Annotated in this window: 15 protein-coding genes; 10 read left to right on the top strand and 5 right to left on the bottom strand. The window is 68.9% G+C overall.

Going from position 1 to position 13117, the window contains the following annotated elements; all coding sequences use genetic code 11:
- Window positions 1-63: 63 nt before the first annotated feature.
- A complete protein-coding gene (locus tag ACFWQC_RS04060) occupies window positions 64-687 on the bottom strand; it encodes a murein hydrolase activator EnvC family protein (RefSeq protein ID WP_378673424.1) in 624 nt (207 codons plus the stop codon).
- Window positions 688-1109: 422 nt separating this feature from the next.
- Between ACFWQC_RS04060 and rpsB the strand changes: the two genes are divergently transcribed.
- The 8 genes from rpsB to rlmN all read left to right on the top strand — a co-directional run bounded on the left by rpsB (window position 1110) and on the right by rlmN (window position 7740).
- On the top strand, window positions 1110-2087 hold the full coding sequence (gene rpsB, locus ACFWQC_RS04055; RefSeq protein ID WP_378673421.1) for a 30S ribosomal protein S2: 978 nt from the start codon (window positions 1110-1112) through the stop codon (window positions 2085-2087).
- 48 nt (window positions 2088-2135) lie between these two features.
- On the top strand, window positions 2136-2945 hold the full coding sequence (gene tsf, locus ACFWQC_RS04050) for a translation elongation factor Ts (protein ID WP_378673417.1): 810 nt from the start codon (window positions 2136-2138) through the stop codon (window positions 2943-2945).
- Between the two features lie 168 nt (window positions 2946-3113).
- Entirely contained in the window at window positions 3114-3827 is a 714-nt protein-coding gene (gene pyrH, locus ACFWQC_RS04045) for a UMP kinase (protein WP_378673414.1), read from the top strand.
- A gap of 62 nt (window positions 3828-3889) precedes the next feature.
- Entirely contained in the window at window positions 3890-4444 is a 555-nt protein-coding gene (gene frr / locus ACFWQC_RS04040; RefSeq protein ID WP_378673767.1) for a ribosome recycling factor, read from the top strand.
- Window positions 4445-4603: 159 nt separating this feature from the next.
- Window positions 4604-5512 carry a phosphatidate cytidylyltransferase gene (locus ACFWQC_RS04035; protein WP_355018074.1) on the top strand — a complete coding sequence of 303 codons (909 nt, stop codon included), beginning with the start codon at window positions 4604-4606 and terminating at the stop codon, window positions 5510-5512.
- Window positions 5512-6015 carry a histidine phosphatase family protein gene (locus ACFWQC_RS04030; protein ID WP_378673410.1) on the top strand — a complete coding sequence of 168 codons (504 nt, stop codon included), beginning with the start codon at window positions 5512-5514 and terminating at the stop codon, window positions 6013-6015. Before ACFWQC_RS04035 ends, ACFWQC_RS04030 begins: the two co-directional genes overlap by 1 nt.
- Window positions 6016-6095: 80 nt before the next feature.
- Complete coding sequence (locus tag ACFWQC_RS04025; RefSeq protein WP_378673408.1) at window positions 6096-6494, top strand: hypothetical protein; 399 nt, start codon at window positions 6096-6098, stop codon at window positions 6492-6494.
- Window positions 6495-6615: 121 nt separating this feature from the next.
- Window positions 6616-7740, top strand: a complete 1125-nt coding sequence (rlmN, locus tag ACFWQC_RS04020) for a 23S rRNA (adenine(2503)-C(2))-methyltransferase RlmN (protein WP_378673764.1) — start codon at window positions 6616-6618, stop codon at window positions 7738-7740.
- A gap of 25 nt (window positions 7741-7765) precedes the next feature.
- Here rlmN and ACFWQC_RS04015 read toward each other — a convergent pair whose 3' ends face one another.
- Window positions 7766-8200, bottom strand: coding sequence for a hypothetical protein (locus tag ACFWQC_RS04015; RefSeq protein WP_378673405.1), 435 nt, complete (start codon window positions 8198-8200; stop codon window positions 7766-7768).
- Between the two features lie 187 nt (window positions 8201-8387).
- On the opposite strand from ACFWQC_RS04015, the gene ACFWQC_RS04010 reads away from it, so the two are divergent.
- Entirely contained in the window at window positions 8388-9548 is a 1161-nt protein-coding gene (locus ACFWQC_RS04010; RefSeq protein WP_378673402.1) for a glycosyltransferase family 4 protein, read from the top strand.
- Here the strand turns inward: ACFWQC_RS04010 and ACFWQC_RS04005 are convergent.
- Window positions 9523-10635: an LOG family protein gene (locus ACFWQC_RS04005; RefSeq protein WP_378673399.1), complete on the bottom strand. Its 1113-nt coding sequence runs from the start codon at window positions 10633-10635 to the stop codon at window positions 9523-9525. The genes ACFWQC_RS04010 and ACFWQC_RS04005 overlap by 26 nt on opposite strands.
- Window positions 10636-10653: 18 nt before the next feature.
- Window positions 10654-11532 carry an oxidoreductase gene (locus ACFWQC_RS04000; RefSeq protein WP_378673396.1) on the bottom strand — a complete coding sequence of 293 codons (879 nt, stop codon included), beginning with the start codon at window positions 11530-11532 and terminating at the stop codon, window positions 10654-10656.
- 72 nt (window positions 11533-11604) lie between these two features.
- Between ACFWQC_RS04000 and ACFWQC_RS03995 the strand changes: the two genes are divergently transcribed.
- Window positions 11605-12198 (top strand): TetR/AcrR family transcriptional regulator, encoded by a 594-nt coding sequence (locus tag ACFWQC_RS03995; protein WP_378673393.1) that lies wholly within the window; start codon window positions 11605-11607, stop codon window positions 12196-12198.
- A 3-nt stretch (window positions 12199-12201) separates the two neighbouring features.
- Here the strand turns inward: ACFWQC_RS03995 and ACFWQC_RS03990 are convergent, their stop codons facing one another.
- Complete coding sequence (locus tag ACFWQC_RS03990) at window positions 12202-13074, bottom strand: serine protein kinase RIO (RefSeq protein WP_378673390.1); 873 nt, start codon at window positions 13072-13074, stop codon at window positions 12202-12204.
- Between the last annotated feature and the right edge of the window lie 43 nt (window positions 13075-13117).

The raw sequence follows: 13117 nt of genomic DNA, 5'->3' as shown, positions 1-13117 counted from the left end.
ACGAAAGTCGAGCTTCGTCGCCCACAGCTACAGTTTTCGGCCCGCCACAACTGCGGATTCGGCCTACCGGACCGGGTCGCCGCGCCAGAGGGGGAGGAGCCGGACCGGCTGCGGGGCGTCGACGAGCAGCAGCGGGTCTAGGTAGACGTCGCCCGTGTTGCGGATCCAGCCCCAGTGCAGGCAGGAGGCGGGGAAGCAGTGGGAGCCGGCGATGCCGAGCCGGCCCAGCGGGGCTCCGGCCGTTACCGGATCACCGACGGCCACGGTGGCCGCGACCGGCTCATAGGTGGTCCGCGTCGCTCCGTGGTCGACGCTCACCACCGCCTTGCCGGCGATCACTCCGACGAACGCGACCGTCCCGGCCATTGCGGCGCGGACGACCGCGCCCGGTGGCCCGGCCAGGTCCACGCCGCGGTGACCCGCACCCCACGGAGCATCTGGCGGGTCGAAGCGGCGCACGACCGCCGGCTGGGGCGTCAGCGGCCATTCGCCCTGGGGGACCTCGTCGCTTTCTCCGACCGGGCTCGGACCCTCGTCGTGACCCACTGCCCCACCCAGCGAGGCGCCGGACGGCGCCACCTCGGCACGTGGCGTTCCGAGGGCTGGGCTTGCCGGGGCGATGAGGACGACGAGGAACAGGGCCGCGACGAGGGCACGGGCCCGGTCGGAGAGGCGGTACGAGGTCATGACGAGCAGACAACCCCGGATCGAGGGCCCGCACAACGAGCGGCGTACGTCCTGTGGACAACCCCGTCCCGAGACACCCCTGTGGACACTGATCGGCCCGCGCCGGAGCCGGTCACGGAGGATTGGCCCGAGACCCGGGTCGGCGGCTAGTCTTGGACCGGCAGCCCCTTGTGGGCTGACTTCGCACGCCAGCAGACCGCGACGGTGCCTCGCTCCGAGACGCCGGTCGCCCGCGGGCGCGGCCCTCAGTCCCGAGCAGAACGCTCAGGTCGGACCGCGTGCAGGCGTCAGGGCCCATCAGCACTGATGGGCGCGAAACTGAAAACCGACCGGCTCGCGCCAACACCCGCCCGACCTCGAGAAACGCAAGGTCGAGCCACCAGCGGTGCACACGCGGGCCACCACCTAGGAGAAAAAACATCATGGCAGTCGTGACCATGCGCCAGCTCCTCGAGAGCGGCGTCCACTTCGGACACCAGACCCGTCGCTGGAACCCGAAGATGAAGCGGTTCATCCTCACCGACCGCAACGGCATCTACATCATCGACCTGCAGCAGTCGCTGGCCTACATCGACCGCAGCTTCGCCTTCGTCAAGGAGACCGTGGCCAAGGGCGGCACGATCATGTTCGTGGGCACCAAGAAGCAGGCCCAGGAGGCCATCGCCGAGCAGGCGACGCGCGTCGGGATGCCCTACGTCAACCAGCGCTGGCTGGGCGGCATGCTCACCAACTTCCAGACCGTGCACCAGCGGATCAACCGCCTCAAGGAGCTCGACGAGGTCAACTTCGACGACGTCGCCGGCTCGGGCCGCACGAAGAAGGAGCTCCTGCAGATGAAGCGGGAGCGCGACAAGCTCGACAAGACCCTCGGTGGCATCCGTGAGATGGGCCGTACGCCGTCCGCCGTGTGGATCGTCGACACCAACAAGGAGCACCTGGCGGTCGAGGAGGCCCGCAAGCTGCGGATCCCGATCGTCGCCATCCTGGACTCCAACTGCGACCCCGACCTGGTCGACTTCCCGATCCCCGGCAACGACGACGCCATCCGCGCCGTCGGACTGCTGACCCGCGTGGTTGCCGACGCCGTCGCCGAGGGCCTCATCGCCCGCTCCGGTGGCAAGACCGATGGCGCCGAGGGTGCCGCCACCGCCGACGAGCCCCTGGCCGAGTGGGAGCGCGAGCTGCTGGCGACCCCGGCCGCCGAGGAGACCAAGGCGGAGGAGACCCCGGCCGCCGAGGAGACCCTGGCTGCTGAGGAGACCCCGGCCGCTGAGGCCGCCGAGGAGACCCCGGCTGCTGAGGCGACCGAGGAGACCCCGGCTGCTGAGGCGACCGAGGAGACCCCCGCAGCCGAGGAGACCCCGGCTGAGGAGACCACCGAGGCCCCGGCCGAGGCCTGAGCCTCATCGTCCACCCAAGAGCCACTTAACAGTCAGAGGAAGACACACATGGCTTACACCGCTGCCGACGTCAAGAAGCTCCGCGAGCTGACCCAGGCCGGCATGATGGACTGCAAGAAGGCGCTCGACGAGGCTGACGGCAACTTCGACAAGGCTGTCGAGATCCTTCGCGTCAAGGGCACGGCCAAGGCCGCCGCCCGCGCCGCGGAGCGCACCACCTCGGCCGGCCTCGTCGCCGCCTCCGGCAACGCTCTGGTCAGCCTCCTCTCGGAGACCGACTTCGTCGCCAAGAACGAGGGCTTCGTCGCTGCTGCCCAGCAGATCGCCGAGGCTGCCGACGCCAACAAGGCCAACGACCTCGAGGCCCTCAAGGCCATCTCGCTCGGCGACAAGACCGTCGGCGAGACCGTCGAGGAGCTCGCCCGCACCATCGGCGAGAAGATCGAGCTCGGCCAGGTGGCCTACTTCGAGGGCGAGACCACGGTCTACCTGCACAAGAAGGCCTCCGACCTGCCGCCGAGCCTCGGCGTCATGGTCGCCTACGAGGGTGACGAGGCGGCCGCGAAGCAGGCCGCTCAGCAGGCTGCCGCGCTCAAGGCGCAGTACCTCACCTCCGACGAGGTGCCGGCCGACGTGGTCGACGCCGAGAAGGACGTCCTCACCAAGAAGACGCTCGAGGAGGGCAAGCCCGAGGCTGCCGTCGCCAAGATCGTCGAGGGTCGGATCAAGGCGTTCTTCAAGGAGATCGTCCTGCTCGACCAGGAGTCGGTCTTCGAGTCGAAGAAGTCCGTCAAGCAGGTCCTCGACGCCGCCAACACGCAGGTGAAGCAGTTCGCCCGCTTCGACGTCGGCGCCTGAACCGAGCCTGATTCCGCGCGAACAGCGCGTGATCGGTTAGGTTGAGCAACGACGTACGACGAAAGGGGCCGGTCCGATGAACCGAATGGTGATCATCGGACCGGCCCTTTCGTACGCCATCCCCACATGCACCACCCCGCAAGACGTCGCCCCAGGAAAGGCCACGGCATGACCCGCTACCAGCGCATCCTGATCAAGCTGTCCGGAGAGAACTTCGGCGGTGGCGAGGTCGGCGTCGACCCCATCGTGGTCGCCTCGATCGCCAAGGAGATCTCCGCCGTCGCAGCCTCTGGCGTGCAGATCGCGATCGTCGTCGGCGGTGGCAACTTCTTCCGCGGCGCAGAGCTCCAGCTTGCCGGCATGGACCGGTCCCGCGCCGACTACATGGGCATGCTCGGCACCGTCATGAACTGCCTCGCGCTGCAGGACTTCCTCGAGAAGGAGGGTGTCGACACCCGGGTGCAGACCGCGATCACGATGGGCCAGGTCGCCGAGCCCTACATTCCGCGCAAGGCCATGCGTCACCTCGAGAAGGGCCGTGTCGTGATCTTCGGCGCCGGCTCCGGCATGCCCTACTTCTCCACCGACACCGTCGCCGCCCAGCGGGCCCTCGAGGTCCACGCCGAGGTCGTGCTGATGGCCAAGAACGGCGTCGACGGGATCTACACCGCCGACCCGAAGAAGGACCCGACGGCGACGAAGTACGATGAGATCACTTTCGGCGAGGCGCTGCAGAAGCAGCTCAAGATCGCCGACGCCACCGCGTTCGCCCTCTGCATGGAGAACAAGATGCCCATCGTGGTCTACGGCGCGGAGGACGAGGGGGCGGTCTACCGGATCGTCCAGGGTGAGAAGATCGGTACGCTCGTCACCGCTGACTGAGCGGCACGAGCCCGCACGCCACCCACAACACAACACTTACGAGCGCACAGGAGCATCCGGTGATCAACGACATCCTCAACGAGGCCGACAGCAAGATGGTGAAGTCGGTGGACTCCACGCGTGAGGACTTCTCCACCATCCGTGCTGGCCGGGCGACTCCGCAGATGTTCAGCAAGATCCTGGTCGACTACTACGGCACTCCGACGCCGATCCAGCAGCTCGCCTCGTTCACCAGCCCCGAGCCGCGGATCATCAACATCGCCCCCTTCGACATCGGCGCGATGGCCAACGTCGAGAAGGCGATCCGCGACTCCGACCTCGGTGTCAACCCGTCCAACGACGGCAAGATCCTGCGCGCGGTCTTCCCCGAGCTCACCGAGGAGCGCCGCAAGGAATACATCAAGCTCGCCAAGGAGAAGGCCGAGCAGGGCCGCGTCTCGGTGCGCCAGGTGCGCCAGAAGGCCAAGCAGAATCTGGAGAAGCTCGAGAAGGACGGCGAGGCCAGCAAGGACGACGTCACCGGTGCCGAGAAGCGCCTCGACAGCCTCACCAAGAAGCACACCGACACGATCGACGAGCTGCTCAAGTCCAAGGAAGCCGAGCTGCTAGAGGTCTGAGCCTGTGACCCTGCGAGGAACGAGCAGGGTCACAACGCGAAGAGATCGAGCGAGCGCGCCGCTGAGCTTGCGAAGCGGCGACCGCGTGTCGAGATCCAGCCAGCGACGCAGAGCCGCCACAAGCGCCGCGCGGCCGGGATCCAGAGGAAAGACCTGAGCATGAAGGAATCACTTGTGAGCCAGACGCCGCCGTCTCCTTCTCCGTCAGCTTCCGAGCCGCCGAAGAAGGACTACGGCCGCGCCGGTCGCAACCTCCCCGCAGCGATCGGCTCGGCCGTCGTCCTCCTGGTCGCCATCGCGCTGAGCCTGATGTTCGTGAAGACCGCGTTCATGCTGATCGTCGTCGGCTGTGTCGTCGCCGCGGTCTGGGAGCTCCACCGGGGCCTGATGGCCAAGGACATGGACGTCCCCGAGCAGCCGCTGATGATCGGCGGCACGGTGATGGTCCTGGTCGCCTACTTCCTGGGCTCCGACGCCCTGGTGACGGCCACCGCGGTGACCGCTCTGGTGATCATGCTGTGGGTGCTGCGGCGTGGGGTCGATGGCTACGTACGCACCTCGGCAGCCTCCGTCCTCACTCTGTTCTATCTGCCGTTCCTGGGCTCGTTCGTCGCGCTCATGCTCCGCGAGGGCGGCGGCTGGACCTCCGGTGGTCTTTCGGACGACGGCGTACGCGGCATCATCGTCTGGGTCCTGCTCACGATCATGTCCGACATCGGCGGCTACGTGGCCGGGGTCCTCTTCGGCAAGCACCCGATGGCGCCGGTGATCTCCCCGAAGAAGTCGTGGGAGGGCTTCGCCGGCTCGGTGGTCTTCACTGTCGCCACCGGCGTCGGGCTGGTCGTATGGCTGCTCGACGGAGCCTGGTGGGTCGGTGTCGCGCTCGGCGTGGTCGCCTGCGTGATGGCCGTCCTCGGTGACCTGGTCGAGTCGGTCATCAAGCGCGACCTCGGCATCAAGGACATGAGCCAGATCATCCCCGGCCACGGTGGCCTCATGGATCGCCTCGACTCGCTCCTGGCGACCGTCGCCCCAGTCTGGCTGATCCTCCACTACGCCGTCTTCTGATGCTCTTCCTCGTACGCCACGGCCAACCCACCCAGGTGCGCGGCGTCGCCGCGGAGCACTGGGAGCTCGACCCCCAAGGCTTCGACGACGTCTGGGCGTTGCGTGATCGGCTCCCGGTCGGCGCCGCGTGGTACTCCTCGCCCGAGCCGAAGGCGCAGCAGACCGCCCAGCTCCTCACCGACGGCGACGTCGGCGTGGTCGATGCCCTCCGTGAGCACCGCCGCGGCGAGGCGTGGGTCGAGGACTTCCACGCCACGGTCGAGCAAGCGTTCGCGGAGCCGACGGTGCCTGCGTACGACGGCTGGGAGCCGCTCGAGGAGTGCCGCGCCCGCGTGACGAAGGCGGTCGCCGGGATCCTCTCAGCCCACGCGGGCGAAGACGTCGTACTCGTCGGCCACGGCACCGCCTGGACCGTCCTGGTCAGCGAGCTGACCGGCACACCGCCGGATCTCGTCCGGTGGCGAGAGCTCGCCTTCCCGGACCTGATCACCGTCGACGCCTGATCGGCGCGCAACCACCCCGAGTTCGTCGGGGCAGCGATTCTTTACCAAAGGATGACGCCGTTCGGCGCTACGGTTGAAGAGTGACCCAGCGTCCCGCGGACCTCGACGTGGACCCCGATCCAGACGTCGAGGCAGATCACGGCCCGGAGGAGGAGTCCTCGGGGTCACTTGGCCTGTCGGCGTGGCTGCACGACTCGCACCCGACTGTCGCTGCCCTGGTCGGTTTCTACATCGGCCTGGGGTACGCGATCCTCGTGCCCGGCACCTGGGGTGCGCTGCTGACGTGGGTCGTCGGGCAGGAGCGCGCCGAGGAGCTGTTCCCGTGGGTGGCGTTGACCCTGCTGGTGCCACTGACCCTGCTCATCCCACGCAAGACCCGCCGCCTGGCCGAGTTCGTCTGGCTGGGGATCATCCTCACCGTGCTGGTGGTGGTCGGTGTCGGCTCGCTGGTCTTCTGGATCCTGCTGAAGACTGGCTGACCGAGCGGGCCGGATCCAGGTTTAGCCGTACGCCGCACCCCGGTGGGACAATGGAGACGTGACCGAGCCCGACCCTGCGAACGTACCGGCCCCGCACAGCCCTGAGGCCGAGGCCGCCGCGATGGAGGGGCGCCGCCTGCCCCTGGTGATGGCGCCGCCCAAGGGCCGCGGGAAGCCGCCGCGCCACCTGGCCGACCTCGACCTGGCCGGCCGTCAGGACGCGGCGAAGGAGGCCGGGCTTCCGGGGTTCCGGGCCAAGCAGCTCTCGGTGCACTACTTCGAGCGGTTGGTCGACGACCCCGAGAAGATGACCGACCTTCCCGCCGGCCAGCGCCAAGAGCTGGTCGACACCTTCCTGCCCGACCTGATGACGCCGATCAGTCAGCAGGAGGCCGACAAGGGCACCACCCGCAAGACGCTGTGGAAGCTCTTCGACGGCGCACTCGTCGAGTCGGTGCTGATGCGCTACACCGATCGCGCCACGGTCTGCATCTCCTCCCAGGCGGGCTGTGGCATGGCCTGCCCGTTCTGTGCCACCGGCCAGGGCGGCCTCGAGCGCAACATGTCGACCGCCGAGATCGTCCATCAGGTCGTCGTCGCGGCCCGGCAGATGGCCAGCGGCGAGATCCCCGGCGGCCCCGGCCGACTCTCCAACGTGGTCTTCATGGGCATGGGGGAGCCGATGGCCAACTACAAGGCTCTGATGGGTGCCGTCAGAAGGCTCACCTCGCCGGCGCCCGAGGGCCTGGGTCTCTCGGCGCGCCACGTGACCGTCTCCACCGTGGGTCTGGTCCCGAGGATCAAGCAGCTCACCGAGGAGGGCATCCCGGTCACCCTCGCCCTCTCGCTGCACGCACCCGACGACGAGCTGCGCAACGAGCTCGTCCCGATCAACACCCGCTTCTCGGTCGCCGAGACCGTCGACGCCGCCTGGAACTACGCCCGCGTGACGAAGCGCCGGGTCTCCATCGAGTACGCGATGATGCGCGGCATCAACGACCAGGGCTGGCGCGCCGACATGCTCGCCGACGTCCTCAACTCCTACGGCGACTGGGGCTGGGTCCACGTCAACCTGATCCCTTTGAACCCCACCCCTGGCTCGAAGTGGACCGCCTCCGACCCGGCCGACGAGCGCGAGTTCGTACGCCGCCTGGAGGCCAAGGGCATCTCCACCACCGTTCGCGACACCCGCGGCCGCGAGATCGACGGAGCCTGCGGCCAGCTCGCCGCTCAGTCGGTGTCCTAGCGCGACGGCTGTATGGTCGGCCGGCTCAAGCCTCTGGCGCGGGCCGGTGCTCGTGGCCGTGTCGGCCTTGGGTGCGGCGTACTTCCTTCATCTCCGACTCGTAGAGGTGCCGCTTGCCCTCGACGAGTGTGTCGCGAGCCTCCTTCTCCAGCCGCTTGAAAGTGGCGTAGTAGCCGTCGTCGTACTCCTCGACGATCTGAAACGTCCATCTGCCGTAGAGCACGTTGCGTCCGACGACCTCGCGCTCGAACCTGTCCGCCAGCTCGGTGTGGCCGGCCTCGCGCAGCTGCTGGACACCCTTGCCGAGGGTGAGGTCGGCCGTGCCGGTGATGCGATGCATTGCGTACAGATGACCGCGGGCGATCTCGATCGCTTCGAGTGCCTCGCTGATGGAGCCGAGCGCCTCGACGGTGAGGTCGTCGACGCCTTCGGGCCGGATGTGCTCCTCATCGGTGGTCATGCCGCGATCGTGGCAAAGTGAGCGGGCGGGCGGCAAGCCCCAGATCTCTGAGAGTCACGCGGTGTTTCCGCTGATGACACCGCCCGGACCATCTCTCGCCCGGCACGGAGTTCTGGCCACGGGAGGTTCACCGACCCGTCAACCAAGTCGGGGGTCACGTTGCCGGACGGCGCTCACGATCAGGAACATGAGCATCAGCCTCGATCGGGTCCCGCTGGTCGCCGCCAACTCAGAGCCGCTCCGTGTCCTCATCGTCACGGAGTCGTTCCTGCCCCAGGTCAACGGCGTGACGAACTCCGTACGCCGCGTGCTGGAGCATCTCGCGATCGACGGCCACACCGTCGAGGTCGTGGCCCCCACCGGGCCCACCGAGTACGCCGGGTTCCCGGTCACCCGGACCCGGGGCGCGACGTTCTGGGTCTACAAGGACTTCCGCGTCGGCTTGGAGACGCGGCGCAAGCTACGCGCGGTGATGCGCCGGTTCAGCCCCGACGTCATCCACGTCGCCTCACCCGCGCTGCTCGGGCGGCAGGCGGTGCTGGTGGCCAAGGAGCTCGGCATCCCGAGCGTGGCGATCTACCAGACCGACCTGGTCGGCTTCTGGGACAAGTACAAGGCGGTCGGCGGCCCGCAGGCCGCGGCGATGCTCACCCGTCAGGCGCACTCGGCCGCCGACCGCACCCTGGCACCGAGCTCGTCGGCCCTGACCCAGCTCGAGGGTCTCGGCGTCCAGCGCACCGGGCTGTGGCCACGAGGCGTCGACGTCGAGCTGTTCCACCCGAGCCGCATCGACCACGACCTACGCGCCCAGCTCGCGCCGAACGGGGAGACCATCGTCGGGTACGTCGGCCGTCTCGCCCAGGAGAAGGAGCTGCACCTGCTGGCTCCGCTGGCGCGCAACCCGGCGTACAAGGTCGTGCTCGTCGGTGGCGGCCCACAGGAGCGCGAGCTGCGGCACCTGCTCCCGAACGCGACCTTCATCGGCGTGCTGCAGGGGGAGGAGCTCGGGGCAGCGTACGCCTCCCTCGACGTGTTCGCGCACACCGGCTCCCACGAGACGTTCTGCCAGGCGGTCCAGGAGGCGCTCGCCTCCGGGGTCCCGGTCGTCGCGCCACGCTCGGGTGGGCCGCTGGACCTAGTCGCCGACGGCGTCACCGGGTTCTTCTACGAGCCCGGCAGCCGCGACGACCTCGGCTCCCACGTCGCGCTGCTCCACAACGACCCGCAGCTGCGGCTGCGGATGGGGCGTGCGGCCCGCAAGAGCGTCGCGCACAAGTCCTGGGGCGCGGTGAACGCCGCCCTGGTCGACCACTACCGCGACGTCATCCGGGCGCGCCGGCTGCGATGACGTCGAGGACCTCCTCGGCGGTGTCGACGAGGTGGACGTGGCCCTCCATCGCGCGGCCCCGGGCCAGGGCCTGCAGGAGCGGCCAGACCGGCAGCTCCTCGGTCCAGTAGGAGCGCCCGACCAGCACCATCGGCGCGACGGCGCTCGTGTCGGCGTAGTAGTTCTCGCAGGCGTCCTGGAAGACCTCCTGGACGGTCCCGCCGGCGCCGGGTAGGAAGACGATCCCGCCGTCGCAGACCTCCAGCAGCACCGCTTCGCGGGTGGCGTTGCGGAAGTACTTCGCGATCGCCCCGGCGAACACGTTGGGCGGCTCGTGCCCGTAGTGCCAGGTCGGGATCCCCAGCGACCTTCCGGGCTTGCCGTCGACCTGGTTTCGTACGTCGAGAGCGACCTGCGCCCAGGACCGGATCGAGGGCCGGAACGACGGCACCGCGGCCAGCGCCGCGAGCGCATCGTCCAGCACCGTCTTCGGTGCTCCGGCGAGGAAGGCGCCCAGGTTGGCGGCCTCCATCGCTCCCGGGCCGCCACCGGTGGCGACCACATGGCGACGCGCCAGGTGCTGGGCGAGGCGGGCGGCGGTCGCGTAGTCCTCCTCGCCGCGCCGCAGCGCGTGCCCGCCCATCATCCCGACGATCCGAGTGCCCTCGTCGCGTCGCGCGCGCACCCATGTCTCGAGCGCGGCGTCGATCGCGTGGTCGTGGAGGGTGATCGCGAGCTCGTCGTCGGCATCGAGCGGCTGCTGCAGCCAGGCGTACGCCCGCGCATCCAGGCTCCGCGCATAGACCGGGTCGTCGTAGAGCTCCTCGGCGGTGTAGAGCCGGGAGCGGTAGACGTCGACGGGTGTCTCGGGGATCACCGGCATCACCAGCGCGCCCTCGTCCTCGGCGTAGTCGCCGTCCCCGGGTGCGAAGGTGCACCCGAGGAAGGTGGCGCCGGCCAGCTCGGTCTCTCGCAGGGTCTCCGAACGCGAGCTCAGGTCCAGCGACCGCAGCCGCCATCCCTTGAGGCTCCCCGCCCCTGCCGCCAGATGCCCGTCGAGCTCGTCGACCGACTCGATGTCGACATGCCGTCCGCGGTGATGCTTCATGCGGAGAAACCTACCGACTCACAGTGGCCAGGAGACTCCGGTCAGGCTCTCGGACTCTGTCCACAGCTTGCGGGCGAGCTCGGGGTCGGAGGCGACCGCGGTGCGGCCGACGAGCGTCGGGCTGCCGCGGTACTCGCCGAGCCCGTCCGGCCCGACGTAGCTTCCCGATGGCAGGTCCTGGCTGGCCGCGTACAGGGTCGGGAGGGCGCCCGCCTCCGCGGACTGCGCGACGACTCGGTTGCCGATGGCCATGAGGGCGTGCTTGAGCGCGTTGCCGGTGTTGCCCTGCAGGTTGGTCGCGGCGTAGCCCGGGTGGGCGGCGTACGCCCGGAGACCGGTGCCCTCCAGACGCCGCTGGAGCTCGAGGGTGAAGAGCAGGTTGGAGATCTTCGACTGCCCGTAGGCCCTCTCCGTGCGGTATTCGCGCCGCTCCCAGTTGAGGTCGTCGAGGTCGAAGCCACCCCAGCGGTGGGCCGAGGAGGCGACCGTCACGACGCGGTCGGTGATGTGGGGGAGCAGCAGGTTGGTGAGCGCGAAGTGCCCCAGGTGGTTGGTGGCGAACTGGCTCTCGTAGCCGTCGGTCGTGAGGCGCTTGGGCACCATCATGATCCCGGCGTTGTTGATGAGTACGTCGATCCCGCCCTTCCACTCCTCGGCGAAGTGCCGTACCGAGCCGAGGTCGGCCAGGTCGAGCGCCCGCACCTCGGCGCTGCCACCGATCGTGGCGGCCACCTTCTCGCCGGCGGCGACGTTGCGTACGGCCAGGACGACGCGGGCGCCCTTCGCGCCCAGCTGCGTGGCGACGACGCGGCCCAGGCCGCTCGTCGCGCCGGTGACGATCACGGTGCGGCCCTCGAAGGACGGCAGCCGTTCGGAAGTCCACTTCTGTTCGGTCATGACCCCCAATCTAGGCGCTGCCAAGAATCTTGACAATGTCTAAATCGGTGAAATCTCGATAAGGTGTGCCTGATGACCGAGACGATGACCCGCTACCACCACGGCGACCTGCGTGCCGCGGTGCTCCGCCGTGCGGAGGAGGTGCTGCGCGAGTCGGGCACCGACGCGCTCTCGCTGCGCGGCATCGCCCGCGATCTGGGCGTGAGCCACGCCGCGCCGAGCGCCCACTTCCGTGACAAGAACGCGCTCTTCGACGCGCTCGCGGTCGCCGGATTCCGGCGGCTGGGCGAGGTGATGGACGCCGCGTTGGCCACCCGCGGCTCGCTGACCGACGACCTGGTGGCCTTCGCCTCGGCCTACCTCGACTTCGCCACCGACAACCCGGCGCTGCTCTCGGTGATGTTCGCGCGCAAGCACAGCGAGACCTCCGGCGCCGAGATCGCCGAGGCCGTCGCCGCCGCCTTCGCCCACCCCACCGCCCTACTCACCGACGGCCAGGCCCGTGGTGAGGTCGTCGACGGTGACCCCGAGGTCATCGGGGTCACCGTTCTGGCCGCCATTCAGGGCCTGGCCACCTTCGTCGGCTCCGGTTTCGTGACGCCCGAGCAGTCCCAGCAGATGCTGGAGGACGTCGTCGCCACCCTGCTGCGCGGCCTGGCCCGCTAGAGCTCAGAAGGCGTGCGCCATCAGGTCGGCGTAGACCTCCTGCTCGTCGACCTCCAGGCCTCGGGCCTGGAACCACTTCGCGACGTTGGTGATGTCGCGGAGCAGGAAGTCGAAGCCCAGCGGGTTGCCGACCAGGTCGATGATCTGAGGGAGATCGATGATCACGAGCCGGTCCTGCTGGGCCAGGATGTTGTAGGGCGAGAGGTCGCCGTGGACCAGGCCCGCCTGCACCATCGTGGCCAGCGCGTCGACGAGCCCGTCCCACCACATCTCCAGCACATGACGCTCCGGCCGGGTCTGGGCGAGCCGCGGCGCCGTCTCGAGCTCCCCGCTGCCGTCGTCGACCGCGATCCACTCCATCAGGATCTCGGTCCCGTCGATCTGCACCGGATAGGGGACCGGGAGGCCGAGATTCCAGCAGCGTACGAGCGCGTTCCACTCGGCGTTGGCCCACTCGGCCTTGGCGACTTCGCGGCCGAAGGTCGAGCCCTTCTTCAGTGCGCGCTCGTCACGGGAGCGCTTGACCGAGCGGCCCTCGGTATAGCTCGCGGCCCGATGGAAGGTGCGGTGGTCGCTGTCGCGGTAGCGCTTGGCGACCATCAGGGCCTCCTGCTCCGGGAAGAGCGGGTCGGCCCGTACGACCAGGAAGGCGTCGGCCTCCTTGCCGGTCTTGAGGATGCCGAGCTCGGTGTCGATGGCGCCCTGAGAGGTCACCACCCAGTCCGGGCGCGGCTCCGGTCCACGGGAGAGCGGCTCCACGGAGAGCCAGGTGGACCAGCGTTGTCCGTCGTCCAGGTCGTCGTACGCCTGGAAGTCGAAGACGAAATTCGGGTCGATCCTCTGGAGAGGATCAGCGGAGAGGTTCTCCTGAGTCACTTCGGGTGCTCCTGATACGAGAGGTGTGGTCTGTGGGCAGGCA

The organism is Nocardioides sp. NPDC058538 (assembly GCF_042719275.1).
Lineage (GTDB): Bacteria > Actinomycetota > Actinomycetes > Propionibacteriales > Nocardioidaceae > Nocardioides.
The sequence above is the reverse complement of the archived record's forward strand: the minus strand, read 5'-3'. Positions and strand labels throughout refer to the sequence as shown.

Coding starts and splice junctions, on each gene's coding strand:
- ACFWQC_RS04060 (WP_378673424.1), bottom strand. CDS start 687: ATGACCTCGTACCGCCTCTCCGACCGGGCCCGTGCCCTCGTCGCGGCC.
- rpsB (WP_378673421.1), top strand. CDS start 1,110: ATGGCAGTCGTGACCATGCGCCAGCTCCTCGAGAGCGGCGTCCACTTC.
- tsf (WP_378673417.1), top strand. CDS start 2,136: ATGGCTTACACCGCTGCCGACGTCAAGAAGCTCCGCGAGCTGACCCAG.
- pyrH (WP_378673414.1), top strand. CDS start 3,114: ATGACCCGCTACCAGCGCATCCTGATCAAGCTGTCCGGAGAGAACTTC.
- ACFWQC_RS04035 (WP_355018074.1), top strand. CDS start 4,604: ATGAAGGAATCACTTGTGAGCCAGACGCCGCCGTCTCCTTCTCCGTCA.
- ACFWQC_RS04030 (WP_378673410.1), top strand. CDS start 5,512: ATGCTCTTCCTCGTACGCCACGGCCAACCCACCCAGGTGCGCGGCGTC.
- rlmN (WP_378673764.1), top strand. CDS start 6,616: ATGGAGGGGCGCCGCCTGCCCCTGGTGATGGCGCCGCCCAAGGGCCGC.
- ACFWQC_RS04015 (WP_378673405.1), bottom strand. CDS start 8,200: ATGACCACCGATGAGGAGCACATCCGGCCCGAAGGCGTCGACGACCTC.
- ACFWQC_RS04010 (WP_378673402.1), top strand. CDS start 8,388: ATGAGCATCAGCCTCGATCGGGTCCCGCTGGTCGCCGCCAACTCAGAG.
- ACFWQC_RS04005 (WP_378673399.1), bottom strand. CDS start 10,635: ATGAAGCATCACCGCGGACGGCATGTCGACATCGAGTCGGTCGACGAG.
- ACFWQC_RS04000 (WP_378673396.1), bottom strand. CDS start 11,532: ATGACCGAACAGAAGTGGACTTCCGAACGGCTGCCGTCCTTCGAGGGC.
- ACFWQC_RS03995 (WP_378673393.1), top strand. CDS start 11,605: ATGACCGAGACGATGACCCGCTACCACCACGGCGACCTGCGTGCCGCG.